23 protein-coding genes are annotated in these 25125 nt (G+C 60.6%); 10 read left to right on the forward strand and 13 right to left on the reverse strand.

The window, feature by feature from the left end; genetic code table 11:
* Positions 1-62 precede the first annotated feature (62 nt).
* Complete coding sequence (locus ROS217_RS03220; RefSeq protein ID WP_040651024.1) at positions 63-1178, forward strand: Do family serine endopeptidase; 1116 nt, start codon at positions 63-65, stop codon at positions 1176-1178.
* A 231-nt stretch (positions 1179-1409) separates the two neighbouring features.
* On the opposite strand, the gene ROS217_RS03225 is transcribed toward ROS217_RS03220, so the two are convergent.
* The 10 genes from ROS217_RS03225 to ROS217_RS03270 form a co-directional block, all read right to left on the reverse strand.
* Positions 1410-1775 carry a hypothetical protein gene (locus tag ROS217_RS03225; RefSeq protein WP_009816225.1) on the reverse strand — a complete coding sequence of 122 codons (366 nt, stop codon included), beginning with the start codon at positions 1773-1775 and terminating at the stop codon, positions 1410-1412.
* A 514-nt stretch (positions 1776-2289) separates the two neighbouring features.
* The gene (locus tag ROS217_RS03230) at positions 2290-2655 is read right to left on the reverse strand and encodes a cupin domain-containing protein (RefSeq protein ID WP_009816226.1); all 366 of its coding nucleotides are present in this window, start codon (positions 2653-2655) and stop codon (positions 2290-2292) included.
* A gap of 59 nt (positions 2656-2714) precedes the next feature.
* The gene (locus tag ROS217_RS03235; RefSeq protein ID WP_009816227.1) at positions 2715-3542 is read right to left on the reverse strand and encodes an ABC transporter permease; all 828 of its coding nucleotides are present in this window, start codon (positions 3540-3542) and stop codon (positions 2715-2717) included.
* A complete protein-coding gene (locus tag ROS217_RS03240) occupies positions 3542-4432 on the reverse strand; it encodes an ABC transporter permease (protein WP_009816228.1) in 891 nt (296 codons plus the stop codon). Before ROS217_RS03240 ends, ROS217_RS03235 begins: the two co-directional genes overlap by 1 nt.
* The gene (locus ROS217_RS03245) at positions 4429-5517 is read right to left on the reverse strand and encodes an ABC transporter ATP-binding protein (protein ID WP_040651026.1); all 1089 of its coding nucleotides are present in this window, start codon (positions 5515-5517) and stop codon (positions 4429-4431) included. The genes ROS217_RS03240 and ROS217_RS03245 overlap by 4 nt, the downstream gene beginning before the upstream one ends.
* A 74-nt stretch (positions 5518-5591) precedes the next feature.
* Positions 5592-6632, reverse strand: coding sequence for a polyamine ABC transporter substrate-binding protein (locus tag ROS217_RS03250; RefSeq protein WP_040651027.1), 1041 nt, complete (start codon positions 6630-6632; stop codon positions 5592-5594).
* Positions 6633-6721: 89 nt separating this feature from the next.
* Entirely contained in the window at positions 6722-7987 is a 1266-nt protein-coding gene (locus ROS217_RS03255; RefSeq protein ID WP_009816231.1) for an NAD(P)/FAD-dependent oxidoreductase, read from the reverse strand.
* A 179-nt stretch (positions 7988-8166) separates the two neighbouring features.
* Entirely contained in the window at positions 8167-9645 is a 1479-nt protein-coding gene (gene pdxR / locus ROS217_RS03260) for a MocR-like pyridoxine biosynthesis transcription factor PdxR (RefSeq protein ID WP_009816232.1), read from the reverse strand.
* A gap of 117 nt (positions 9646-9762) precedes the next feature.
* Positions 9763-10863 (reverse strand): mandelate racemase/muconate lactonizing enzyme family protein, encoded by a 1101-nt coding sequence (locus tag ROS217_RS03265; protein ID WP_009816233.1) that lies wholly within the window; start codon positions 10861-10863, stop codon positions 9763-9765.
* A gap of 277 nt (positions 10864-11140) precedes the next feature.
* Positions 11141-12067, reverse strand: a complete 927-nt coding sequence (locus tag ROS217_RS03270; protein WP_009816234.1) for a LysR family transcriptional regulator — start codon at positions 12065-12067, stop codon at positions 11141-11143.
* 94 nt (positions 12068-12161) lie between these two features.
* Between ROS217_RS03270 and ROS217_RS03275 the strand changes: the two genes are divergently transcribed.
* The 9 genes from ROS217_RS03275 to ROS217_RS03315 all read left to right on the forward strand — a co-directional run bounded on the left by ROS217_RS03275 (position 12162) and on the right by ROS217_RS03315 (position 22305).
* Entirely contained in the window at positions 12162-13163 is a 1002-nt protein-coding gene (locus ROS217_RS03275; protein ID WP_009816235.1) for an Ldh family oxidoreductase, read from the forward strand.
* Between the two features lie 16 nt (positions 13164-13179).
* The gene (locus ROS217_RS03280) at positions 13180-14631 is read left to right on the forward strand and encodes an aldehyde dehydrogenase family protein (protein ID WP_009816236.1); all 1452 of its coding nucleotides are present in this window, start codon (positions 13180-13182) and stop codon (positions 14629-14631) included.
* On the forward strand, positions 14628-15632 hold the full coding sequence (locus ROS217_RS03285; RefSeq protein ID WP_009816237.1) for a membrane dipeptidase: 1005 nt from the start codon (positions 14628-14630) through the stop codon (positions 15630-15632). The genes ROS217_RS03280 and ROS217_RS03285 overlap by 4 nt, the downstream gene beginning before the upstream one ends.
* Positions 15629-17311: a hypothetical protein gene (locus ROS217_RS03290; RefSeq protein WP_050766367.1), complete on the forward strand. Its 1683-nt coding sequence runs from the start codon at positions 15629-15631 to the stop codon at positions 17309-17311. The genes ROS217_RS03285 and ROS217_RS03290 overlap by 4 nt, the downstream gene beginning before the upstream one ends.
* Positions 17304-17951: a DUF3726 domain-containing protein gene (locus ROS217_RS23105; RefSeq protein ID WP_009816239.1), complete on the forward strand. Its 648-nt coding sequence runs from the start codon at positions 17304-17306 to the stop codon at positions 17949-17951. Before ROS217_RS03290 ends, ROS217_RS23105 begins: the two co-directional genes overlap by 8 nt.
* 51 nt (positions 17952-18002) lie before the next feature.
* Entirely contained in the window at positions 18003-18971 is a 969-nt protein-coding gene (locus ROS217_RS03300; protein WP_009816240.1) for an ABC transporter substrate-binding protein, read from the forward strand.
* A gap of 100 nt (positions 18972-19071) precedes the next feature.
* Positions 19072-20124, forward strand: coding sequence for an ABC transporter permease (locus tag ROS217_RS03305; protein WP_009816241.1), 1053 nt, complete (start codon positions 19072-19074; stop codon positions 20122-20124).
* 11 nt (positions 20125-20135) lie between these two features.
* Positions 20136-21209, forward strand: a complete 1074-nt coding sequence (locus tag ROS217_RS03310) for a quaternary amine ABC transporter ATP-binding protein (protein WP_009816242.1) — start codon at positions 20136-20138, stop codon at positions 21207-21209.
* 109 nt (positions 21210-21318) lie between these two features.
* On the forward strand, positions 21319-22305 hold the full coding sequence (locus ROS217_RS03315) for a LysR substrate-binding domain-containing protein (RefSeq protein WP_009816243.1): 987 nt from the start codon (positions 21319-21321) through the stop codon (positions 22303-22305).
* Between the two features lie 5 nt (positions 22306-22310).
* On the opposite strand, the gene ROS217_RS03320 is transcribed toward ROS217_RS03315, so the two are convergent.
* The 3 genes from ROS217_RS03320 to ROS217_RS03330 are packed head-to-tail and all read right to left on the reverse strand — an operon-like array spanning position 22311 to position 25111.
* On the reverse strand, positions 22311-23567 hold the full coding sequence (locus ROS217_RS03320) for a TRAP transporter large permease (RefSeq protein ID WP_040650328.1): 1257 nt from the start codon (positions 23565-23567) through the stop codon (positions 22311-22313).
* 12 nt (positions 23568-23579) lie between these two features.
* A complete protein-coding gene (locus ROS217_RS03325) occupies positions 23580-24152 on the reverse strand; it encodes a TRAP transporter small permease (RefSeq protein ID WP_009816245.1) in 573 nt (190 codons plus the stop codon).
* Positions 24152-25111, reverse strand: a complete 960-nt coding sequence (locus ROS217_RS03330) for a TRAP transporter substrate-binding protein (protein ID WP_009816246.1) — start codon at positions 25109-25111, stop codon at positions 24152-24154. Before ROS217_RS03330 ends, ROS217_RS03325 begins: the two co-directional genes overlap by 1 nt.
* Between the last annotated feature and the right edge of the window lie 14 nt (positions 25112-25125).

The following is a 25125-nucleotide window of genomic DNA, read 5'->3' on the forward strand; positions in this document are numbered from 1 at the left end:
CGGCTGTGAGACCTGCGCATCATATGGGCAGCATCGGACGCAACACAACGGAGCTTTCAACGATGTCATCCATTCTTCTCTCCCGTCGCCTTGCAGGGTCCGCAGCCCTCGTCGCCGTCTTGGGCGCAACAGGCGTTTCACTGAGCACCGCAAGCCCGGCGCTGGCGGTCCCTGCGGGCGGATATGGCGATCTCGTCGCGGCGGTCTCGCCCGCCGTGGTCTATATCGAAGTCACCACCAAAGCGCAGCCAACCAACATGTCCGGCCAATTGCCCGAAGACCTGCCCGAAGAGCTGCGCCGTCAGTTCGAGCGGATGATGCCGCCCACGGCCGAAATGCCAGCGCGCCAAGGCCTCGGATCGGGTTTCATCATTTCCGAAGACGGCAAGATCGTCACCAATAACCACGTTGTCGAAGGCGCCGAGACCGTGACCGTCAAACTCGCGGATGGTCGCGAATTTGATGCCGCCGTGATCGGCAGCGACCCGCTGACCGATGTCGCCGTGCTCCAGCTCGACACAGAGGAAAAGCTGCCCTTCGTCCACTTCGGCGACTCGGATGTGATGCGGGCCGGGGATGAGGTTGTCGCTGTTGGCAATCCCTACGGTCTGGGCGGCACGGTGACCTCCGGCATCGTCTCGGCCCTGTCGCGCAACATCAATTCCGGTCCCTATGATGACTACATCCAGACCGATGCCGCCATCAACCGGGGCAATTCCGGGGGTCCGCTGTTCAACAACGACGGTGAGGTGATCGGCATGAACACCGCGATCTTTTCGCCCGATGGTGGGTCTGTCGGCATCGGTTTCGCGGTGCCGTCGGAACTGGTGCAGCACATCGTAGCCGACCTGTCGGACGATGGCACGATCACCCGTGGCTGGCTCGGCGTGCAGATCAAGCCGATGCCCGAGGATATCGCGCAGGTGCTGGGCTATGATACCCCCAGAGGCGCTGTGATCGAGAATGTGACGCCCGACAGCCCCGCCGCCAAGGCCGGGCTCAAGCAAGGCGACATCATCCTCAGCTTCAACGAGACCGCGATTACCGAGTTGCGCGATCTGACCCGCGCCGTGGCCGCGACCGATCCCGAGGCCACCGTGCCAGTGACGGTGCTGCACAAGGGGGCGGAAAAAACCATCACCGTGACGATTGGCACGCTCGCCAATCCGAACGCCTGAAAGTGAACCGCGTCGGCGCATCCAAGCGGCGCCGACGCGGCACGTTAGGGGAAAGCCAATCATCAGGCTTTCCCCTTTGCCGTGTTTAGAAGAGTGGCAAACACTCCGCGACCCTGCCGGACACCATCGCGACAGCCATTTTCCAGCAGATCGTGACGAGAGTTCTGTTGAGATGACCACATCGCGAGGCGACAGCGTGCTATGCGCCTGACCCTCCGCGAGCCTCGCGGCTCATGCCGTCTCGGCCAGTGTCAGGAGCCGCTCGGAACATTTTTCTGCGAGGTTCACATTGGGGGCCTCGGAACCGGGCAACGTGGCCCATCCTTGCTTTGCGACAATATCGCCCTGTTCCCAAGAGCTTAGCTTTTCCATGGCTGCAATCTGCGTGCTCCGCATCTCTGCCGGCTCTGCTTGAAACTGCGCCACACAGATCGGGGTCAGCGCGGACAGGACAGCCGCCTCTGACTGCTCGTCCGCCAGTTTGTGCGCCGAGCCTGTCAGCATGACCCAATTGAAGTTGAGTCCAATGATCGTAATTGCCAGCGCCCCCCCGATGGCGCTCCAGATTGCTGGTTTTGTCCACTCCGGCGATTGCATTTTTTACCTCCGTTTTGATTTATTCTCCTTATGACGTGGGGGTGGCAGGACTGGGTTTCAAGCGGAAATCCGCTCAATGCCACAATGAGGCCATTGAAAATATTGGGAATTTTTCCACGCGAGATCCAAATGACTCCGCTATAAGCGCGTTTGGTGCTCTCTGTTGCCAGACCAGATGATGCGCAGCCTTCGACCGGTTCACGGTGTGGAACCGTGCCAAAAAACGCATCATCCGACGGCACACTCACGCGGCGATCCGCTCTCGATACGCATAGTAGAGAAAGAACCGCCCAGTGAAATTAAGTCACGTCGCCGCCGCCGATCGTCTGCGCAGGAGGCGATATCCTACCGGCACCCCTGCTTCCCGACGTGCTACGACCCCGCTTACATCAGTCAAAGCATCGACGTAGCTCAGGACCAAGCTCCGCAATGGCTCTCGACGTACAGCAACCACCGCCCCATCCGGGGCATCACGCCCGCCCGCACCCGAACGCCTCATCCCGATGGACCCACCTCAGGAGGTTGGCTCGGCGCTCAAGATGTAGAGTTTGCGCATGTGTTCGTGGATCACCCATTCTCCGGTCCAGCCTTGGGGCAGCACCAATAGATCTCCCGGACCGATGTCGCGCGTCCCCTGTCCGTCGGCATTCGTAACCGAGGCGCGACCCGAGATGATGTGGCAATATTCGCCCATCGCGGTGCGGTCAGCGGTAAAATGCCCCGGCGTGCATTCCCAGACGCCAATCTTGGTGCGGCCATCGGCAGAGGCCCAGAGTTGCACCGCGGCCTCTTCCTGCCCCGGTGTCAGGCTTGTCGGTTTGGCGGCAAAGTCGCCAAGCGGCTGCGTTGCGAGGCTCTGATAAGTCTTGAGGTCGATCATCTGGGGCTCCGAATTTTGTATCTGTAAAGCGCATTGAACGGATTAGGTAACAAGGCGCATCACGCTTCTGGTTTCTTGTCTTGGCCAAAAATTTGCGCCAGCACCATCATAACAGTGGTCACTAGGATCATGATCGTCGAAATGGCCGCAATGGTCGGGTCGATCTGATCGCGCAGCGCGTTGAACATGTTGCGCGTCAATGTCGGGTTGTCGCCGCCCGAGATGAACATCGCCACCACCACCTCGTCAAACGAGGTGAGAAAGGCCAAAAGGGCACTTGTCACGACCGCAAAGCGGATCTGCGGCAGGGTCACGGTCAGAAACGCTTTCCATCGTGGCGCGCCAAGGCTGCGGGCGGCCTGTTCCTGGCTCATGTCATAACCCTTGAGGGCAGAGCCGGTCACGATCACCACCAGCGGCAGCGCCAGCACGGTATGGGCCAGAACCAATCCGGTTATGGTATAGAGAAGGCTGAGTTTCACATAGGCGTAGAACGCACCAATCGCCACCAGCACCAGCGGCACCATCATCGGCGTGATCATCAGGACAAAGGCGAGTCTGACAAAGGCAAACCGTGAACTGTGCAGCCCATAAGCCGCCAGCACACCAATCGGTGTGGCCACCAGCATGGTCAGAAATGCCGTCTGAAAAGAGGTCCGCGCCGCCTGCATCCATTCGCTGGAGCCAAAGAAATTATCATACCACCGGGTCGACCAGACCTCTGGTGGAAACTCCAAATACTGGCTGTCGGAGAAGGACATCGGGATCACGATCAATGTGGGCGTGACCAGCAGGATCATCACGATCACGGCAAAGACATAGAGCCATAGGCGTTGGCCATGGGTGACTTGCGTGTCCGTGGCCGGAGATTTGAGCCAGTTCAGCATCAGTGCCCACCTCCGGTCATCCGGTCGAGATTGAGAAACCGGGACGCGACCCAGAGGATCGCCACGGTCAGGACAAGCAGCACCACGCCCAGGGCGCTGGCCGCGCCCCAATTCACGAAAAGCTCGATGTTTGACACGATCTGCATCGATACCATGATCACCTTGCCCCCGCCCAGCACCGCCGGGGTGACAAAGAAGCCAAGGCAGAGGATGAACACCATCAGCGCCCCGGCAAAGAGCCCCGGTGCCGTAAGCGGAAAGAACACCGTCCAAAAGGCGACCCGTGGACTAGCCCCAAGGTTGGCCGCCGCCTTGAGGTAATCGCGGTCAATCGCCTTCATCGCGCCATACACCGGCAGGATGAGAAACGGCAGCATGATATGCACCATGCCAATCAAGGTGCCGGTCATGTTGTGGACGATCTTGAGCGGCTCATCCCACAGCCCGAGCGAAATCGCCCAGTTGTTGATCAACCCCTGTTTCTGCAACAGCACCAGCCACGCATAGGTCCGCACCAAGAGCGAGGTCCAGAACGGCAAGAGCACGGTAATCAGGCACAGATTTGCAAGGCGGCTTGGCAGTTGCGACATGAAATAGGCAAAGGGATAGCCGATCAGGATGCACAGCCCGGTGGTCAAAAGGCTGACCTGAAAGGTCGTGACAAAAATGCGCAGATAAGAGCGGCGGCTGATCATGCGCTCGTAATTCTCAAGCGAGAATTGCCCGTTTGCCCCGATGAACGAGACATAGAACAACCAGCCCACGGGAATGACCAGAACCACGAGAATGAGCAGGATTGCCGGTGAACTCAGACCAAAGAGCGTCAGCCGCTCTAACCGCTCGTCGCGGCGTAGCCCGGCGGCATTGCTCGGTGCCGTCTGCATGCTCATGTTTGGCTTCCGTCAATCAGCACTGTGTCTTCGGGGGCAAGCGTTAGGGTCACGCGGTCGCCCAAACGGGGCAGGGATGTGGCATTGCTACCCCGCACCGCACCGCGCAAAGCCACCATTTCGCCCGTGTCCAGCCGCGCGTGCAGCAAATAGCTGTCGCCTTGATAGACCACATCGGTCGCGGTGGCGGCAAAGTTGTTGGCCCCGTCCCGCGGCCCATCGGGTGAGAGCACGATGCGTTCGGGGCGGATCATCAGTTGAAGGTCGGGTGTGTCGGGTAAGGGGCCCGCATGGATCAGCGGCACGCCCCCAAAGGTCACATCACGGCCCACGCGGCTGACCGTCAGAAATGTGGAATCGCCGATGAAATCCGCCACAAACCGATTGGCCGGATGCTCATAGAGATCGCGGGGCGTTGACAGCTGCATGATGCGCCCATGGTTCACCACGGCGATCCGGTCGGACATGGTCAGCGCCTCGCGCTGGTCATGGGTGACATAGACCGTGGTCATGCCCAGTTGCTCGTGCAGATGCCGCAACTCGATCTGCATCTGGTCGCGCAGTTTCTTGTCGAGCGCCGATAGCGGTTCATCCATCAAGAGGATGCGCGGCTCGAATACGATGGCGCGCGCCACCGCGACGCGCTGCTTTTGCCCGCCCGAAAGCTGGTCGACACGCCGATCACCATAGCCGCCAAGCTGCACCGTTTCCAACGCCCGCTCGACCCGTTCCGCGATCTCTGCCTTGGGGCGTTTGCGCAGACGCAAGGGATAGCCCACATTGCCCGCCACGGTCATATGCGGAAAGAGCGCATAGCTCTGAAAGGTCATGCCGACCTCGCGCAGATGCGGCGGGGTGCGAATGACCTCGCGATCGCCAAACGTGAGACTGCCGCAGTCAGGCCGGGTAAAGCCCGCAAGCACCATCAGCAGCGTGGTTTTGCCAGACCCCGAGGGCCCCAGAAGCGTGAGAAACTCACCGCTCTTGACCTCGAGCGACACATCGTCGAGCGCATGAACCGCCCCGTAGGTCTTGGTGACGTTCCGAACCGAAATCGGCAGCGCCTCCGCGGCTTTAATTGTCAACTTGCTGCCCTCCAAATGGTCCCTTGGCGCAGACGGGCGCCGCAGCGCCCGTCTGGTCTTGCGTTTGGACTATGTTACTCTGTCATCATCTCCTGATACATCTCGGCCGCAATTGTTTCCCATTCCGCATACCATTCAAGCGAGATGGGCAGTTGCATGGCTGCATTCTCGGGCGACGAGGGCAGGCTGGCAGCCACCTCTGCGCTGATCTCACCGGTGTCATAAGCGGATTTGTTGGTTGGGCCATAGGTGATGTATTTGGGCAGATCGTCCTGATACTCGGGTTTAGAGATTTCGGCCAGGAACTGCATCGCGGCATCCCTGTTCGGCGCACCTTTCGGGACCGCGAAACAGTCGTAGTCGAGCAGGGCCTGATTGAAGCTGTAATCCACCTTGGCCCCATCCGCGGCGGCGGTATCAAAGCGGCCATTCCAGCCCGTGGTCATGTCGACCTCGCCATCCTTCATCAATTGGGCGTGCTGCGCGCCAGAGGACCAGAAGACCGAGATATTGGGGCGCAACTCACGGATCTTGTTGAGCGCGCGCTCGATCCCCTCTTCCGAACTCAGCACCTCGTAAACCTGATCCATCGGCACGCCATCCGCCATCAGCGCCGGCTCAAGTGCGCCCGCAACAGAGCCGCGATAGGCCCGCGAGCCGGGGAATTTTTCGGCGTCAAAGAAATCCGCCCAGCTCTGCGGCCCGTTCTCGCCATAGGTATCCGTGTTCCAGGCATAGACCGTCGAGAACACATCACCTCCGACGCAGAATTCGGAATAGAGGTTCGGGTAAAAGTTGGACACGTCGATCACGTTGTAATCCAGCGCCTCCAATAGCCCCTCGGCCCCGGCCCGTGCCGCAGAGCCGGACCCGCTGGCCACGATGTCGAATGTCACCTGCCCGGTCGAAACTTGCAGGCGCACATCGGCCATGCCGCCATAGGTTTCCTGTTTGACCACAACCCCTGTCGCCGCAGACGCGGGCTCGAACAAGGCTTTGCTCTGTGCATCCTGATAAGAGCCACCCCAGGATGCGATGGTGATTTCCGTGCCTTGGGCAATAGCAGCGCTGGCGAGCAGCGTGGCGGCGACGGTGAGTGAAAATGTCTTTCTCATCTTGTCTTTCTCCTGTTGGAATGCCGCAAAATGGCGGTGCGTGCCGATTGTTGTCATGTTTCGCTGGCTCGGCGTAATTCAGCGAAAATTCAAGGTCGGGACGGGTCCGCGACCATGGCCCGCCGGGTCTGTCTCTTGTCCATCCAGCGATACCAAGCGACCGTCGCAGGTAGAAACCACGGCTTGCCCGTGTAGAGCGGTCGGGTCGGATGTGGCAGATCGTCAAAGGCGGTCTTGCCTTCGGCGAGTCCCAGTACCTTTTGGCCGGTGCGCATGCCCAGATACCCCGCCATCGAGACACCAGAGCCGCAATAGCCCATGGCGTAATGCACCCCGTCATGAATGCCGGTATGCGCCATTTCGTCGAAACTATAGGCAACCGTGCCATGCCAGGAATGCGAGATTGCGTAGGCCTTCAACTGCGGAAAAATGCGGGTCATGCTCTCGAAGAGCAGCGGCGCGCTGACCGATGTGTCGGTCTCGGCAGCAGAGACGCGCCCGCCAAACAGGACGCGCCGCCGGTCTGGCGAGGCGCGGTAGTAATAGAGCACTTTGCAGGTGTCGCTGGCGATCCGGTCGGTCGGGAACAACTCGTCGATCAGCGTCTCGGGCAATTCTTCGGTGGCAATGATATAGCTGCCAATCGGGATCACCCGGCGTTGCAGCCAAGGGGTCAACGCCCCGGTATAGCCATTGGTGGCAACGATCACGTCCCGCGCGCGCACCTCGCCATTGGCCGTCTGCACGCGAAAACCGGTGCCCGTGTTCTCGATCTTGCCCACGGGGCAATGCGCCACGACCTCGACACCGGCCCTCAATGCGGTCATCAACAACCCGCGATGATACTTGGCGGGATGCAGGGAGCAGTGTTTGGTAAACACCACCCCGCCATGATAGAAATCCGTGCCCAACTCGCGATGCTGCTCTGCGCGGGGCACGGCAAAGCTGTCGATGCCTTCGCCCCTGTGCATGTGTTCGGCGTCGCGCACCAGCGTTTCGTAATGGGCGGGGGTATGGGCCGCATGAAAGCGGCCCACGCGCCTGAAATCGCACTCGATTCCCTCGGCAGCGATGAACTCTCCAATCCACTCTAGCGCCTGTGCGCCCTCACCCCGGAGCGCGCGCGCCTGTTGTGGTCCATACTTGGCCGTCAGCTTTTCAAGCGACGGTTTCACGCTGGTGCTGATCTGGCCGCCATTGCGCGTGCTGCATCCAAAGCCTGCCGCTTCGGCGTCGATCACAACCGTCTTTCGCCCACCGCGTGCCGTGGCGATGGCCGCACTCAATCCGGTGTAGCCTGACCCCACGATCACCACATCCGCCTCCTGTGGCGGATCGACAGGCAGCACGGGCATCGGCCCAACCTGATCGTGCCAATAAGGATGGTGCAGAGTGGGTCCGGGGGCTGTGCAGTCCATCGCGTTACTCCGTTCGCAGGGCAAACCAAATTGGCATCCTGCAGATACAAGCCCTAACGCTAGGGCAACATTGGACTTTCTTTCATATCCAATTTGACAAAAAAATCAGACCAATTTCAGCGCAAGGCCGGTAGCGTTCGGAGGATTTCCATGCCGCGCCGGATGTCCTCAGGGGCCGCACTGCCAAATCCAAAGACCAATCCAGATCGGTCAATCGGACTGAGGCAGTATTTCGAGAGCGGGGCCAGAACCACGCCGCGCTCCGCCGCCTGCTTCACGACGGCTTGCGCATCGATCCCCGGCGCAAGATCGGCCGGGGTATGAAACCCGCTGGCGGTTTCCTGAATGGCGATACAGTCGGGCAGGATGCGGCTTTCCTCCATCAGCGCCTCATACCGCGCCTTGTAGAGCCGCCGCATCAGCCGGATATGCGTGGCAAAGTGGCCCTCATCCATGAAATCGGCAACGATCGCTTGCGTTGCCGTGGGCGGACCGCTGGCCCAGAACCGAAACATGCGATCAAAGGCGTCGGTCATGCGCTCGGGTACGAGCACAAAACCCAGCCGAAGCGACGGAAAGAGCGATTTCGAGAAGGTGCCGACATAGATCACGCGCCCCGATTTATCCGTGCTGCGCAGCGCCGGTTGGGGGGCGTTCCCATAGTAGAATTCTCCGTCGTAATCATCCTCGACGATCACCGCCTGCGCCTCGTCGGCGGCCTGCAAGAGCTCGAACCGACGCCCCAGCGACATGACATGACCCAAGGGCTGCTGGTGCGACGGGGTGACAAAGGCCATGCGGAAATGCGGAGCCTTGGCCAAGCCATCGGCCACGATCAACCCGTCCTGATCCACGTCCACCGGGACCAGTTCCGCCCCTTCCGACAAGAGCGCATTGCGCGCGCCTGAGGCACCTGGGTTCTCCATCCAGACCCGATCACCGGGATTGAGCAGCAACCGACCGATCAGGGCAAAGGCGTGTTGTGCGCCCGAGGTAATGAAGATCTGATCGTGATGACACTGGATTCCCTTGAGGACACTCAGATGTGTGGTGATTGCGCGCCGCAGGGGTTCATATCCCTTGGGCTGGCCGTACCCCATCACCGCCCCGCGCGCACCCCGCAGGTGCCGCGCCGAGAGCCGCGACCAGTGCGCCAGCGGAAAAGCATCCAGCGCAGGCAGCGCCGTCACAAAGGCGCGCGCCTCATGGGGCAGCCAGTTGCGCTGGGCATAATCCTTTTCGGCATGGCTGATTGTATAAGACACGCGTGGTTGCTGACCCATGGCATCCGAGGACGCGGCCAGAACCGGGGCGGGGCGCTGATGGTCCAAGGTGTCGCTCACAAAGGTTCCAGAGCCGACTTGCGACACCAGCATGCCCTCTGCCACCAACCGATCCACCGCATCAATCACAGTGGTGCGCGACACGCCGGTTTCGCGTGCCAGAGTGCGCGTCGCAGGAAGCCGTTCTCCCGCCCGTAAACTCCCCGACAGGATGATGTCGCGCAGGGCCATATAGAGTTGCACGCTCATGCCTTTGCGCGACGATCGGTCGAGATGGATAGAGGACAAAAGCGCCCCGGCAGCCTGTTTCATGCGGAACTCCGACGCAATTGGTCTGAGAAGAGTACATGAATTACTGAGTCAGGCAAGCCAATTGCCATGCGCAGAGGGTGGCACAGGCCCGATAATCCCGGCGCTCTCAGGGCGTGGCTACCTCTCAGAGACCTGATATGTCGCGGCCTCGAGCCATGCGGGAGATATTTCGACACCCCAGCCGGGGGCGTCGGTGACGATGGCGTGGCCGTCGTCGATCCGGTAGGGATCCCCTAGGAATAGCCCCTCCTGCCAAGGATAATACTCCGGTCCCTCGATCGAGAATTCGAGGTATTTTCCCGCATTGGGAATGGCGCGCAAGAGGTGCATGGTACACATCGTCACCAAGGACAGGTTGGCGGCATGGGGCGTGACAGGCAGGCCTGCGCGCGCAGCCATCTGGCAGACATGCAAGGTGCGGTGCATGCCACCCATATACATCACATCGGGCTGCACGATATCCACCGCGCCCCGATCAAGCATCAACTGCCAACTGGAATATTCGCAATCCTGTTCGCCGCCCGCAACATCGAGCAAGAGCGCGGCGCGCACGGCGGCGGTCTGGTCATAGTCCCAATAGGGGCAGGGCTCCTCGAAATGGCCGATGCCGTTGTCCTGAAGCAGTTTGCCGACCTCGATGGCGCGGGCGGGGGAATAGCAGGAATTGCCATCTACCAGTTTGTCGATGCCGTCGCCAAGGGCACGCGACACGGTCGGCACCACCGCCTCGGTGCGGCCCGGCCATTCGTCGTGATCACGCCCCGCCTCGGCCCCAACGCGCCATTTGAAGGCCGTAAAGCCCTTGTCGTCGCGCAGGCGGCAAAAGCGGGCGGCCTCGTCGTCGGGGGTGATGTCGCGGCGCATCGAACTGGCATAGGCGCGCACCCGCCCCGGAGACCCGCCAAGCAGGGTTGCGACCGGCTTGCCCTCGCGCTTGCCGCGCATGTCCCACAGCGCGGTATCAAGCCCGGTCATGGCGCGGCGCAGGTAGCTTCCGGGATATTTCAACTCGCGTTCATAGATCAGATTGAGGGTATCGGCAAAATCGAGCGCATCAGTGCCAAGCGCATGCGGCGCGATCTGACGGTGAAAGATGGTGCAGGTGATATCGGCGTTATATGTCGAAACCTGCCCCCAACCCTGTTCCCCGCTGTCTGTCGTCACGCGGACGAAACCCACAAATTCGTTGCAAAAAGTCTCTAGCCGCGCAATCCGCATGTCAGCCTCCAGATGTCATCGGGGTTCAGGTTGCTGATAAAGCGGTTCGGAACAAGCTCCACTCTAGCATCAAATGCCAGTCCATTTTCACGGATCGACAGGCGCACGCCCGCGCACGCTTCGAATGCGCAGAGAGTCAACGCCCTTGGTCAGTGGGCTGGACGCGGTCTGGAGCGCCCCCAAGCATCAGAGGCAATGGACCAGAAAGCGAGACATATGTCTTGCCCGATGCAGGTTCATTTGCAGGTCGCTTTGCTCGGCGTTCAAATTCCATCCGTCAAAGCTGCGGCGACAGATACCCCGGCGCTCCGGCCTCTGTTGAGGAGCTGACACCGTCGGCTCTGATCATGGCAAGGAAACGAGTTTGAAAGGCCACACAGATCGGGCTTGGGCTGCCGGTCTGCCGCAGGATGAAACCAACGGTGCGCAGCGCTGTGGCATCATCCAATGCAAGCGAGCATAAAGTGTCGTCAATCGAAAGCGTTGCGAGGGCCGGCAGGATCGTTGCCCCTGCTCCGGCGCGCACCAATGCCAACAACGAGATGACATTTCGCGCGCTGAGCGTGGACCCAACATCGAGCCCGCCATCTTCAAGACCGGAAAATCCAGCTGTTGATTTGTTGCTGATCAACCTGTGCCCGCGCAAATCCTGTCGTCTGAGAGGGGACCTTGCCTGAGCAAGCGGGTGATCCTTGCGGCAGACCAATCGAAACGGGTCATTGAACAGAGGGACAAACTGCAGGCCCGCGCCCGGTTCCGGGGCTCCGCCTATGCCTAGCTCCACTTCGCCGGTTGCGATCAGCATATGCACGCTGGCGCTGTCTGTATCGAGAAGCTCGATCCGAATGCCAGAGTGATCAGCGAGCATCGCTGTCAGGATTGGAGGGAGAAGTTGCGCCGCGACAGAGGGCACCGCTGCAATGCGCAATGCGCCTTCGCGTCCAGCAGCCATCGCTGTCATGCGTTCAATCGCATGATCATGGTCTCGCAACAGCTCTCGGGCAAGGGTCCGAACCTCATGCCCGAGCACCGTCAACGTATGTTTGCGATCGGTCTCGAACAAAGGAGCGCCCAGATGAAGCTCGAGCTGTTTGAGCGTCATCGAAACGGCCGAGGCCGTCCGCCCAAGGATTTCGGCTGCGTCACTGATGTTGCCGCAGTCAGCGACTGCAACAAAGACACGCAGGGCTTGGGTCCGGATCATGGTGCCTCACTTCAATTTTTCTGAATTAATATCAATATTAATTCGATTGATCTGAAAATACTATCCCGCTTAAAGTTTAGGCCGGGGGTGCCAAATGAGTGATGTGATACTAACGCTGGATCAGGTTCAGGATCTTGCTCTTCAGACGCTCGTCCGCGCGGGTGCATCACCGCAACAGGCCGCCTCCGTCGCCCGTTCGACCCGTTTGGCCGAACGCGACGGCATCCGTAGCCACGGGCTGATGTATATTCCAATCTATGCCGAACATCTGCGCTGCGCCAAGGTTATCGGGACGGCTGTGCCAAAGGTCGATTGCCCGCGCGCCGGGGTAATTCGTGTTGATGCCGCGCATGGCTTCGCCCACACCGCCATAGACGCTGGCTGGACCGAGTTTGATGCCGCTGTGCGCAGCCACGGTATCGCCGCGATGGCAGTGAACAGGTCCTACAATTGCGGCGTTTTGGGACATCATGCCGAGCGGTTGGCCGCAACCGGTTTGGTGGGACTGTGCTTTACCAATGCACCGGCATCCATGGCACCCATCGGGGGCACCCAGCCGGTGATCGGGACAAACCCATTTGCACTTGCTGTCCCAGACGGCGAGGGCGGTGCCCGGCTTGTCATTGATCAGTCGGCCAGTGCCATAGCCAAATCTGAAATCATCCTGCGGGCCCGCAAGGGAGAAGCGATAGAGCCGGGCTGGGCGTTGGATGCGGAGGGCAACCCGACCCAGGATGCCGAAACGGCGTTGATGGGGTCCATGCTTCCAGCCGGTGGGCAAAAGGGTTTTGGTATCGGTTTGATGGTCGAGATCTTCGCAGCCTCTCTGGCGGGGGGTAATCTTGGCTTGGAGGCGAGCCCCTTTTCCGGCCCCAAAGGTGGCCCGCCTGGAACGGGGCAGTTCTTTATCGGCTTCGATCCCTATGCCTTCTCGGGCGATAGGTTTGATGCCTCCATGACACGGCTCACCGAGGCAATTACCCAACAGGCAGACGCGCGTTTGCCCGGCTCACGTCGCGCCGCAAATCGCGCCCGGACAGAACAAGACGGTGTGTCGGTCGATGCGGCACTGATGAACAGGATTGACTCCGCCTGAGGCGGAAAGGAATGACATGACACTGGAAACCCGAAACTTCATTGCAGGTCTCTGGCAAGAGGGCGCGACCACGGTCGTGAATCGCAATCCATCAGATCTTTCCGACAGGATCGGTCATTTTGCGCAGGCGGATGCCGCCCAGCTTGAAGTAGCAGTACAAGCCGCGCGCCACGCTCAGGCCGACTGGGGGGCAACCGGCCCGCAAAAGCGTCATGATGTCTTGATGGCCATTGGCACAGAGATGATGACACGGGCCGAAGAGATTGGCAGGCTAATCGCCAGAGAAGAAGGCAAACCCGCCGCCGAAGGCAAGGGAGAAGTCTATCGCGCTGGGCAGTTCTTTACCTATTTCGCCGCCGAAGCCCTGCGCCAGTTGGGCCAAACCGCCGATAGCGTGCGCCCCGGTATCGAAATCGACGTGCGCCGCGAACCTGTAGGCGTGGTTGCGATTATCAGCCCATGGAACTTCCCCGTCGCGACACCCGCATGGAAGATTGCTCCGGCCTTGGCCTTTGGCAATGCCGTGATCTGGAAACCCGCCAATCAGACGCCTGCCAGTGCCGTGGCGCTGGCCCAGATCATCGCCAATCAAGACCTGCCCAAAGGCCTGTTCAATCTGGTTATGGGCGCGGGCCGAACCGTAGGGCAGGCACTTGCGCAAAGTGCCGATGTAGACGCGATCAGCTTTACCGGATCGGTGCCTGTGGGGCGCGGAATTGCGGCGAGCGCGATCCCCAACATGACCAAGCTGCAGCTGGAGATGGGGTCCAAGAATCCGATGGTGATCCTCGAGGATTGCGATCTTGATCTGGCGGTCGTGCATGCCACGAACGCAGCATTCGGCGGCACTGGCCAGAAATGCACCGCAGCCAGCCGCTTGATCGTGCATGAGCGCATTCATGATGCCTTTGTCGACAAGCTGATGGTGGCGGCACAGGCTTTGCAGGTCGGTCATGCGCTGGACAAGGACACCCAGATCGGACCCGTCGTTAGCGCCGAACAGCTTTCCGCAAATCTCGATTACATCGAATGCGGCAAACAAGAGGGGGCCGAACTGCTCTGTGGCGGCACAGCGCTCGACCGCGCGACCGAGGGATATTTCATGGCGCCGGCTGTGTTTGGTGCCACACAAAATACCATGCGGATCAATCGCGAGGAAATGTTTGCTCCAATCACCTGCGTGATAAAAGTTGGTGACTATGACCAAGCTCTGCACATTGCCAATGATACAGACTTTGGCCTGACCGCTGGCATCATGACCCGCGATCTCGCCCGCGCCACCCATTTTCGACGCAATGCGCGCGCAGGCTGTGTCATGGTCAACTTGCCCACGGCTGGCACCGACTATCACGTGCCTTTCGGCGGGCGCGGCGCATCGAGCTATGGCCCGCGCGAGCAAGGTCGCTTCGCCGAAGAATTCTACACCACGGTCAAGACATCTTACATACACTCTGGGGTTCCGGCATGACGCCACGCATTGACGCCTTGCAATATGCCAAGTGGTCCGAAAAGATCTTCCGCCAGATGCGCGCCGGGGGTGTCGATGCGGTGCATGTCACGATTGCCTACCATGAGAACTTTCGCGAAACGGTGCTGAATATTGAGGCTTGGAACCGTTGGTTTGGACGCTTTCCTGACCTGATTTTTCAGGGGTTCACTGCGGCTGACATTGAACTGGCGCGCCAGACTGGGCGCACCGCGATCTTCTTCGGCTCGCAAAATCCGTTCTGCATGGAGGATGACATAGGCCTCGTTGAAGTGCTGCACCGTTTGGGTCTGCGCTTCATGCAACTGACCTATAACAATCAGTCGCTTCTGGCGACGGGCTGCTACGAGGCCGAAGACACCGGCCTGACCCGGATGGGCCGCGAGGTTGTGGCGGAAATGAACCGTGTCGGGCTGGTGATTGACATGAGCCATTCCGGAGAGCGTTCAACCTTGGACGCCATCACACAGTCCTCGCGCCCCATTGCCATAACCCATGCCAATCCGGCGGCATGGCATCCCGCGCGGCGCAACAAATCCGATCAGGTGCTGCGTCTCTTGGCAGAGAGCGGCGGAATGCTGGGCTTTTCGGTCTATCCACACCATCTGCGCGGCGGAAGTGAGTGCAGCTTGCGCGATTTCTGCGAAATGGTCGCACGAACCGCGGATCTGATGGGGGTGGAGCATATCGGCATCGGCACCGATCTGTGTCAGGATCAACCCGATAGCGTGGTGGACTGGATGCGGTCAGGTCGTTGGACCAAGGCGCGTGACTATGGGGAAGGCAGCAAAGAAAACCCGGGCTTTCCCCCTATGCCCGAGTGGTTTCAGAACAATTGCGATTTTGAACGGATTGCCGAGGGCTTGCGCGATCTTGGTATGTCACCGGGCGATGTCGCGGCGGTTATGGGTGGCAATTGGCATCGCTTTTTCGCAGAGAGCTTTGGTCCTGCGCAAACGCGTCGACAAGAGGCCGCACAATGAGTTGCGCAGGGCTGAGCCCCATACCCGAGGCGGCAGGCTTTCGCCGCAGTCCTCAAGAGGTCATGCGCCTCGCCCGTATGGGCTGCACACATCCCACACGCCTGTCGTTCCTGCGTCAGTTGTTACGCCGGTTTGAAACCGAAGCATGGCGGTTTGACAGGCCCGTCTGGGATATTGATGCTCAGGGTGTTGGCCGCGCGCTCTATCGCGCCATTGGCCCTTTGCGGACTTACAGTCTGGTTGTCTTTGCGCATGACCTACCACCCGAAGCAAGATCGGACCGCGTGATTGCCACAGCCTGGGACGCGACATTCGCCCTGTTCGATGGAACGCCGGCACCCGATGATCTTGACCGGCTTGCCGCAAATGTACCGGTCCAGGAAGCAGGCCGGATCAGTCCGCGCGAACTCAGCCTGAGCCGCGCCAACCGGTCCGTCAGACTGTTTGATCATGTCGTTGCGCGGCTGTCCAAAGGGCAGCAGCCCGAGCCTTCCATGCTCTTGGAAACTGGCTATTTGATGCGCACGACGGCCGTTTACGGATCTGGCAAGTTTGGCGCGGCGGATCGCGAGACGATTGCGACGCGCCCCGAACTCAGCGCGCCATTCCAGGCCGAGATGCTCTCTGTCTGGTTGACGCGCGCCTTTACCGTCGATCTGGTCGACCATCTGGCTCAGGCGCGTGGCGGTGATCGGGCTGTGCGTCTTGCCCGCGACCTAAGGCGCAGTCTCGGCGTTGGCAATTCCACAGGCCTTGGTATGGCACCGTTCCTGATCCGTCATCCGGTGCTTCTAAACAATTGGATGCTTGCGCGCGAGGAGGCTCTCGCGCGTGTGCGCGCCCAACACAGTGTTGGCCAGAAGGATCTGCGCGGATTGCAAATGGCGCTGCACGATGCCGCAACGAATGCGGCGCTATGGGAGAGTGGGCATCCGATCCAACAGGCGAAACTGGCCGATTTGCGGCACAGCCTCGACCAGATCGAAACGCATGTGGCGCGGGTCTGGGATCGCAGCGTGCCTTATCCCTGGGATGCGCTCTGGCGCTGGGGCGAGGCCACGTTGCCGCTTGAAGGCCAAGAGGCACTGCTCGCCGTGATGTTGGAGCCGCATGGAAACCTCGTTGATGGCTTGGGCGATTGCATGGATGCCGATGAGGATGCGTATTTTGCAATCGACGGCAGCATGCCTGTCACCGATTTGCGCGCCGTTCTGCAACGGGACTATGCTTGGGCGCTTGGGGTGGATTACACCGCGCGGGACCATGCTGGCCGGTTCTGGTACGTCTCCCAAGACAAGCTGGAGCCCCGTTTGGGCGACCGCAATGAGGATCCGGGGGCAGAGCGCGAACTGCCGCTGGACATTGGGCGTCAGGCTGCAGGGCTATGGCAGACGCTGACTGACTTTCCAGATCATACGCCCGTCGCGCAGGTATTGCGCGCTCATCCTGAACACCGCCCCGCCTTGCGCCGCGCCCAGATCACCGCGCGGCATCCCTTCGCTGAAATTCGCGACAATCTGATTGCCGCGGACATGCTGCCAATTGACCTTTTACGCTGCAAACTCGCGTTCTTCGGTGCCACGCGGTTTGATCCCCGCTCGGATCGTTGGGTGCGGATCAGTCTGTTTCAGGGCGCGCCCTATCCCGACGAGATCGAGGAGGGCATGGCGCATGCCTGACTGTCACGCCCGAGATCACGCAGATGCAGAGCAAGACCTGTACTTGTCGTTATCCGAGATTGCTGCCCTCTCATGGCGCGCCATCCGGGGCGCAGGCCGAACATGGGGCGAGGCCGAAGACGGAGCCGAAGCCGCCAAGTGGTTGGCGCGGGCCGGCTTGGATTGGGCGCATGCGCTGACAGGCATTCTGTCCCTACCCGCCGCAAGCGCAGGATGTCCCTTGCGCGCAGGCATGGCGCTATCTGATTTTGCCGACCTGCCCAATGGCGCGGCACAGTCCGCGCAATTGCTGTCGGATATCTATCACCCGCTGTTTCTGTTGCCATTCACCGCACAGGTCGCGGCGCGATCACGACAGGTTATGCAACTGGATTGGAACGGGGCATCCGCACGCCTTGCGCCGGATGCCGCCCCGGTTCTGACCGGGAACATCCATGCCGCCGGCCCGCTGCATGTGTCCATCGCCCCAGCCTTCGTATCCCCAACCGCCTCCGCGTCCGGCGCATGGCCAAAGTATCATTTCGGTGCGCCGGGTGCCGGGCCCTACGCCCGTCTGACGACCTTGATGCTGCACGTCACGGTGCCGTCCTCGGCCGCCTCGCTGGCCGGGGCGGGCGCACAGGGGGACGACAATGACTGACATTCGCTCGCAGGACACTTCGACCAATCAACTCAACAGGGAGACTGACCAATGAAAACAACACTCATCGCAACCGCCTTTGCAGGGCTAGGGCTTGCCTTGCCAACCGCAGCACTTGCCGATTGCGGGCGCGTCTCGATCGCGGAAATGAATTGGGCCTCGGGGCAGATCATCACTCGGATATCCGAATTCCTCATGACACAGGGCTACGGATGCGACGTGACGGTCGTGCCATCTGCAACCACAACCGCCATCACCTCGCTGGCCGAGAACAACGAGCCCGACATCGTCCCGGAACTCTGGGTCAATTCGGCCCCGGCCTATTTCCGTCTCGAGTCCGAAGGTCGCGTGGTCAAGGCTGCGGATGTCTTTGCCGAGGGCGGCAGCGAAAACTGGTGGGTGCCCGATTATCTGGTCGAGGCGCATCCAGAGTTGGCGACGATCGACGGCGTGCTGGCCAATCCGGACCTTGTGGGGGGCCGCTTTCATAACTGCCCAGATGGGTGGGGATGCCGGATCGCCAATGATAACCTGATCAAGGCGTTCGACTTTGCCGGACATGGACTCGAGGTGTTCAACCACGGCTCCGGCGATACCCTGCCTGCATCCATGGCCGCAGCCTATGACAACCGCGAGCCGTGGTTTGGGTATTACTGGGGGCCGACGGCTGTTCTGGGCCGTTACAACATGGTCGCGGTGGATATGGGACCACATGATCCCGAAATCCACGCTTGCAACCAGACCCAGGATTGCGCAACACCGGGCATCTCCTCTTATCCTGCTGCCCCCGTGCTGACGGTGGTGACGGCCGATTTCGCTGACCGAAATCCGGACATCTTCGCCTTGGTCAGTAATATCTCCTTTGGCACGCAGGAGCTGAGCAATCTCTTGGCGTGGCAGGCCGACAACAGCGCATCTGCGGAAGAGGCTGCCGTCCACTTCCTGACCACCAGTCAGGAAACCTGGCGCGGTTGGATCAACGAGGCCGCAGCCGAGAAGTTGAGCGCAATCCTCCAGTAATTGCAAAACAACCGGGTGGGTGCCGTGTCCGCGCGGCACCTGTCTTCTAACGCCACCCCGGTCTTTCCCGAATGACCGCCTGTGCAAAGAGTGATGGACTATGGCGACCTATGATTTCGTATTTGACGGGCTTGGTCTGCGCGACTGGTGTGAGAGAGAGTCCGTCCCCGGTCCAATGAGCATGGCGGATTTGCTCGCGCAGGGTGCGGGTGGTCAGGCCGAGAAAACATGGTTGCAATCCCTGTGGGACCTGCCATTTCCATCACTTGACGAACTCAACCAGGCTTGTCCGGCGATTGCCCGCACACGAGATTTGACCAGAGGCGTCGAGCAGAGCTTTCTCAACGTAAAGGACTCCCTCAAGATCGTGCTTGATCCCATGACGCAGCCGTTGAGCTGGATATTGGAATGGGCGCTTCATGTCTTTACGGTCACACCTTGGTGGATCGTACTTCCGCTTTTGATGGCACTGGTCTGGGTGGCATCACGGTCTTGGGCGCTCATGTCTTTCGTCGTGGGCGCGCTGTTGTTTCTGCTGTTCATCGACCACTACACAGTCGCGATGCAGACCATGTCCATCATCTTTGTCTGCGCCTTTCTTTGCGTCTTGTTTGGCGTTCCAATCGGGATTGCCATGTCGCGCAGCGACACCATGCAGCGACTTTCGATCCCGGTTCTGGATATGCTGCAAACGCTGCCGACCTTTGTCTATCTGATCCCCCTGATCTTTCTCTTCTCGGTGACAGAGCCAAAGCTCTATGGAATTGCCATTATCCTCTATGCAATCGTCCCTGTCATCCGCCTCACGGACCTGGGCATCCGGCTCGTGGACAAGGATGTCATCGAGGCCGCCGAGGCGTTCGGCATGACGCGCCATCAGAAACTGCTGCGCGTTCAAATTCCGCTTGCCCTGCCCAATATCATGGCGGGGGTCAATCAGACCATCATGATGAGCTTGGCAATGGTGGTCATCGCCTCACTGGTCTCTGCGCCGGGGTTGGGCGTGTTGGTTCTGCGCGGCATTCGAAATCTGGAATTGGGTGTGGGGCTGATGGCAGGGCTTGGGATCGTCCTGCTGGCCATCATTCTGGACCGGGTCACCAAAGCGGCACTGGCGCGGGTAAACGCCGCCGCCAGCGTGCCGCGTCATTGATCGGGGGCAGCATGGATCAGAGCGCAAACATCTCCATCCGCAATCTTTACAAGATCTTTGGCCGCCAGCCCCGAAAAGCGTTGGAGCAGGTCCAGGCGGGTATGAGCAAGACGGATCTCATGGACACGCAACACCATGTTCTGGGGCTGAGTGACATCAATGTTGAAATGCGCGCAGGTGAGATCACCGTCATCATGGGTCTGTCAGGATCCGGAAAGTCCACGTTGATCCGCCACATCAACCGCCTTATCGAGCCGACCGCTGGCGAAATTCTGGTCAACGGCGAGAATATCATGACCTTCGGCGAAACCCGCCTGCGCGACATGCGCCGCAAGCAAATGTCGATGGTGTTTCAGCATTTTGCGCTGCTGCCTCACAAGACCGTTCTCGACAATGCCGGCATGGCCCGCGCAATTCGCGGGGAACCGAAAGAGGCCTATGATCAGGATGCGCGGGGCTGGCTGGGGCGCGTGGGGCTTGGCGGCCAAGAGGGGCAGTATCCGCATCAGCTCTCAGGGGGGATGCAGCAACGTGTGGGGATTGCCCGCGCGCTGACCTCGAACGCACCGATCATGCTGATGGACGAGGCATTCTCAGCACTCGATCCGCTGATCCGCACCGACATGCAGGATCTGCTGCTGGAATTGCAGCAAGAGTTGCACAAGACCATCGTCTTCATCAGCCACGATCTGGATGAGGCCCTGAAACTTGCGGATCATCTAGTGATCCTGAAAGACGGGGTCATCGTTCAACAAGGCGAGCCGCAGGAAATTCTGCTTCATCCCAACGATCCCTATATCGTGGACTTCATCAGCGATATCAACCGCGCGCGCGTCCTGCGGGTGCGATCCGTCATGGATCCCCGGACCGCCACCGCATCTCAGACGGCGGGGACGGTCGATGCCGACGCCACGCTCGAGTCGGTCATAGCCCTGTCCGGCGGTGATACCGCGCTCACATATGACGTGCAGCTAGACGGCAGACATGTCGGCTTTCTCAACATGCAAAAACTGGTTCGTGCGCTGGTGCCGACGCAGGCCGCACGCCGGGGCGCGCGCCATCCTGAGCGTGCACACCAGAGCTGAAAGGCATCCCGGTGTTTCTTTGCTGTACGCCCCGAACCCACTCGTGACTGCTCTGCATCACGCGGTGAATACCGTGGCGCCATGCCGAAAATCCCACTACTCTTGATCCATGCGTGACATAAATCTCAAGGCGACTGAATACTTCGAGGCCGTGGCCCGTTTGGGAACGGTCACCAAGGCAGCGCATGAGCTTGGTGTTTCGCCCTCTGCCGTGAGCCAGCAACTCAGCGCGCTTGAAACGCAATTCGGTGTCAAACTCTTTCGGCGCGAGAAGCGGCGTCTCATCCTCACGCTCGACGGCGACCGCCTGTTTCAGACCACGACGCAGGCCTTTGGCGCGCTGCGCAACGCCCGAAGCGCGATTGGCCGTCAGCGCGACATGCGCAGCCTGACGATCCGCGTCAGCCCCAGCTTCGGCGTGCGGTGGCTGGGGCCGCGCATTGCCACCTTTGCGGCGGATAATCCCGACTGGAACATCCGCGTCGATGCGACACCGGATTTCACCGCCTTCGAGACCGAGGCGGTCGATCTCGACCTGCGCTATGGGCTGGGGGGCTGGGCTGGGCTCACGGTTGAGCCGATCCTCAATGACATGGCCCTGCCGATGTGCAGCCCGGATTACCTGAGCAAACTCGCCGCCATAAGCCCCGATCCGGCAGAGCAATTGCGCCACGCGCGGCTGATCGACAGCGTCAAGACGATCTATCGCTGGGATATCTGGCTGGCCGCGAACCGGATCGACCTTCCGGATCTGTCCTATCCCTTCCGCTTTGACCGCTCGTCCATGTCGGTCGAAATGGCCAAACAGGGCGGCGGTGTCTCGCTCGACAGCGCCGTGCTCTGTCTGGGCGAGTTGGAGCGGGGCGAGTTGGTGCCGCTCGCCCCCGCCTTTCCGGTGATCGCTTTCGATGCCTATTGGATCGTCTGCCCGCCCCGGCATCTCAACCGGCGGATCGTCAAGCGGTTTTCCGATTGGGTGATGCAAGAGGCCCGCCAGACCGAGGCGCGCACCCGCAGCGTGCTCGAGGCGGCGGGGTGTCAGTTTCGCCCCGGCGAAGTGTCGGAGATGAAGGAAGTAACCCCCTGGTCGTTGTAGGCCCGTCAGTAAATCGTCAGCGCCGGGATATAGGAAATCGCCATCAGAACCGCCAAGGCCACCAGATAGAACGGCACCAGCGCGCGCACGACCTCGAACAAACCCACCCGCGCGATCGCCGCCGAGATAAAGAGCGTGGTGCCAACGGGCGGCGTATAGAGCCCGATCGACAGGTTCACCACCATCATCAGCCCCAGTTGCACCGGATCAAGGCCAATCGCCTGTCCGATGGTCACAAAGAGCGGCCCCAGCAAGAGAACCGCCGCAGGCAAGTCGAGAAACGCCCCGACCACCAGCATCACGACATTGAGCGCCAGAATGATCATCCACGGCTCGCGGATGGTCTCGGCCACCCAGAGCGCCAGCTCTTGTGGCACCCGCTCGGCGGTCAGCACCCATTGGATCGTCGAAGACGCCATGATGATGAACATCACCGCCCCGGTCATCATCGCCGTATCGACCAGCGCGGTCCAGAGCGACGGGATCGTCATATCACGGTAAATGCCGCCACTGACAATCAGCGCATAGGCCACCGCCATCACGCTGACCTCGGTCGGTGTGGCCACGCCAAACCGCAGCGTGCCGATGACAAAGAGGGGCATCAAGAGCGCGGGAATAGCGGCGATGATCTGTCCCTTGAAGGCGGCAAAGCCCCCCGCCAGCGGCGAGCGCGGCAGATCGCGACGCCGCGCCACCCACCAGACGGCGATGAACATGCCCAGCGCCAGCAGCACACCGGGCAGGATGCCCGCCACGAAAAGATCGACAATCGAGGTGTTGGACACGAGCCCATAGAGGATGAGCGGAATGGAGGGCGGGATCAGCACCGACACGGTGGACGAGGCCGAATTGATCGCCGCCGCAAAGCCGCCGGGATACCCCTCTTGCTGCTGCACCGGAATGAGCGCATTGCCCAGCGCCGAAGCATCCGCCACGGCAGAGCCGGACACACCGCCGAACATCACCGAGCCGATGATCGACACCTGCCCCAGCCCGCCCTTCATATGCCCCACTGCCAGACGCGCGATATTCACGAGATAGACGCCAAAACGCCCCGACATCATCAGATTACCCGCGAGGATAAAGAACGGAATGGCCAGCATCGGAAAGCTCTGCGTCGGCGAATAGAGCCGTTGTGCAATCACCGCCATCGGCTTGCCATCGAGCCAGAGCGCGGCCGCAACCCCGCCCAGCATCGCATGCGCCACCGGCACCGAGAGGGCGAGACAGGCAAAGAAAATCCAGATCATCGTCGCGGACATTTCGGACGCTCCTCAGCTCAGGCTTGTTTTCGCGGGGTCTTGGGCCTCTGGCGCGGGACCAATCAGCCCCTGCGCCACGTCGAGCGCGGCAATCACCGCCATCGCGGCAAAGGCATAGACCAGACTGGCATAGCCCCAGATCTGCTTTATCCCCAGCGTCGAGAGACGTTGAAACTGTGACGCCTTGAGGATCGGTTGGCTCGACCAGAGCACGCTGACGGCGATCACCAGAATGATCAGATTGACCATCACAAGGATCGCACGTCGCACCTGTGGCCCGGTCATGTCGGGCAGAAGGCTGATCGAGATGTTTTGCCCCCGCGCAGCCGCGATCACGATGCCCCCAGCCACCATCCAAGGCAGCAGAACGGCGTGAATTTCATAGGCCCAAGGGATGCCCGAGCCCGTCGTATAGCGCAGCACGACATTCACAAAGAGAGCGACGAACATGAACACCAGCGTGGTGGCGGCAATGATTTTGCCGCTCCATTCCAGCACCGTGACCGGGGTCCGCAGGGATCGGGACAGAAGGCGCGTGCGCCCTCTGTCCGCCAAGCGCGGGGTGGGATCGCCCGCGCCCGACATTACTGACCGACTGCCGATTTGAGCGCGGCCACCAGGTCCGGGAAATCGGCCGCGTATTTGTCATAGACCGATGCGGTCGCGGCGATATAGGCGTCGCGGTTGGCGTCGGCAAAGGTAGCGCCTTCGGCCTCCATCTTGGGCTTCAGGGTCTCGTCACCCTCAAGCGACAGTTGCCGTTGCAGCTTGCCCGCCTCTGCGGTGGCGCTCAGCGCGCAGGTTTGCGTCGCCTCATCTAGGCCCGACCACCACGCCAGACCCGCAACCACCGGGGTGGATTCGTATTTATGGCCGGTCATTGTCACGAAAGGTGTGATTTCATGCAGCTTGGCGCTGTAGATATTGGTCAGCGGGTTTTCCTGCCCGTCAAACACCCCCGATTGCAGCGCGGTGGGCAATTCCGACCACGCCAGCGGGGCCGGGGCGGCACCCAGCGCCTCGAAAATATCCACCGTCATCTGATCGGGGGGCGTGCGGATTTTCATACCCTTGAGATCGGCAGGCTCGGAGACGTGCTTGGTCAGATGCGTCACGTTGCGGATGCCATTGTCCCAGAACCCGAGGATTTTCAGCCCGGCGTCCTGCGCGCGGGTGTCGAGCATGTTGCCCACGTCACCATCCATCACGGCCCAAGCGGTCGGCAGGTCCTTGAACAGGAACGGCAGACCCAAGAGACCGATTTCCGGCACGATCTGGCTCATGGCCCCTTGGCTGTTGGCGCTGACCTGAATGATCCCCGCACTGGCAGAGGTGAGCATTTCCACATCATTGCCCATCGTGGCCGAGGGCGCATGATTGACGGTGTCGCCGGTGCAGGCGGCATAGAGTTCCGCCCATTTCTCGGCGGCGTCATAGCGCGGATTGCCGGGGTTTGAGCCATGGGCAAAGATGACCTCGGCGCTGGCCGTGGTGCCCGCAAAGGCTGTGGTTGTGGCCAGAATGGCCAGCAGATAGGTCTTCATGGTGGTTTCCTCCC

This window comes from Roseovarius sp. 217, assembly GCF_000152845.1.
Taxonomy (GTDB): domain Bacteria; phylum Pseudomonadota; class Alphaproteobacteria; order Rhodobacterales; family Rhodobacteraceae; genus Roseovarius.

What these genes read in the sequence shown, in the direction of transcription:
- ROS217_RS03220 (WP_040651024.1), top strand. Translation starts at nt 63, where the DNA reads ATGTCATCCATTCTTCTCTCCCGTCGCCTTGCAGGGTCCGCAGCCCTC.
- ROS217_RS03225 (WP_009816225.1), bottom strand. Translation starts at nt 1,775, where the DNA reads ATGCAATCGCCGGAGTGGACAAAACCAGCAATCTGGAGCGCCATCGGG.
- ROS217_RS03230 (WP_009816226.1), bottom strand. Translation starts at nt 2,655, where the DNA reads ATGATCGACCTCAAGACTTATCAGAGCCTCGCAACGCAGCCGCTTGGC.
- ROS217_RS03235 (WP_009816227.1), bottom strand. Translation starts at nt 3,542, where the DNA reads ATGCTGAACTGGCTCAAATCTCCGGCCACGGACACGCAAGTCACCCAT.
- ROS217_RS03240 (WP_009816228.1), bottom strand. Translation starts at nt 4,432, where the DNA reads ATGAGCATGCAGACGGCACCGAGCAATGCCGCCGGGCTACGCCGCGAC.
- ROS217_RS03250 (WP_040651027.1), bottom strand. Translation starts at nt 6,632, where the DNA reads ATGAGAAAGACATTTTCACTCACCGTCGCCGCCACGCTGCTCGCCAGC.
- ROS217_RS03255 (WP_009816231.1), bottom strand. Translation starts at nt 7,987, where the DNA reads ATGCCCGTGCTGCCTGTCGATCCGCCACAGGAGGCGGATGTGGTGATC.
- pdxR (WP_009816232.1), bottom strand. Translation starts at nt 9,645, where the DNA reads ATGAAACAGGCTGCCGGGGCGCTTTTGTCCTCTATCCATCTCGACCGA.
- ROS217_RS03265 (WP_009816233.1), bottom strand. Translation starts at nt 10,863, where the DNA reads ATGCGGATTGCGCGGCTAGAGACTTTTTGCAACGAATTTGTGGGTTTC.
- ROS217_RS03270 (WP_009816234.1), bottom strand. Translation starts at nt 12,067, where the DNA reads ATGATCCGGACCCAAGCCCTGCGTGTCTTTGTTGCAGTCGCTGACTGC.
- ROS217_RS03275 (WP_009816235.1), top strand. Translation starts at nt 12,162, where the DNA reads ATGAGTGATGTGATACTAACGCTGGATCAGGTTCAGGATCTTGCTCTT.
- ROS217_RS03280 (WP_009816236.1), top strand. Translation starts at nt 13,180, where the DNA reads ATGACACTGGAAACCCGAAACTTCATTGCAGGTCTCTGGCAAGAGGGC.
- ROS217_RS03285 (WP_009816237.1), top strand. Translation starts at nt 14,628, where the DNA reads ATGACGCCACGCATTGACGCCTTGCAATATGCCAAGTGGTCCGAAAAG.
- ROS217_RS03290 (WP_050766367.1), top strand. Translation starts at nt 15,629, where the DNA reads ATGAGTTGCGCAGGGCTGAGCCCCATACCCGAGGCGGCAGGCTTTCGC.
- ROS217_RS23105 (WP_009816239.1), top strand. Translation starts at nt 17,304, where the DNA reads ATGCCTGACTGTCACGCCCGAGATCACGCAGATGCAGAGCAAGACCTG.
- ROS217_RS03300 (WP_009816240.1), top strand. Translation starts at nt 18,003, where the DNA reads ATGAAAACAACACTCATCGCAACCGCCTTTGCAGGGCTAGGGCTTGCC.
- ROS217_RS03305 (WP_009816241.1), top strand. Translation starts at nt 19,072, where the DNA reads ATGGCGACCTATGATTTCGTATTTGACGGGCTTGGTCTGCGCGACTGG.
- ROS217_RS03310 (WP_009816242.1), top strand. Translation starts at nt 20,136, where the DNA reads ATGGATCAGAGCGCAAACATCTCCATCCGCAATCTTTACAAGATCTTT.
- ROS217_RS03315 (WP_009816243.1), top strand. Translation starts at nt 21,319, where the DNA reads ATGCGTGACATAAATCTCAAGGCGACTGAATACTTCGAGGCCGTGGCC.
- ROS217_RS03320 (WP_040650328.1), bottom strand. Translation starts at nt 23,567, where the DNA reads ATGTCCGCGACGATGATCTGGATTTTCTTTGCCTGTCTCGCCCTCTCG.
- ROS217_RS03325 (WP_009816245.1), bottom strand. Translation starts at nt 24,152, where the DNA reads ATGTCGGGCGCGGGCGATCCCACCCCGCGCTTGGCGGACAGAGGGCGC.
- ROS217_RS03330 (WP_009816246.1), bottom strand. Translation starts at nt 25,111, where the DNA reads ATGAAGACCTATCTGCTGGCCATTCTGGCCACAACCACAGCCTTTGCG.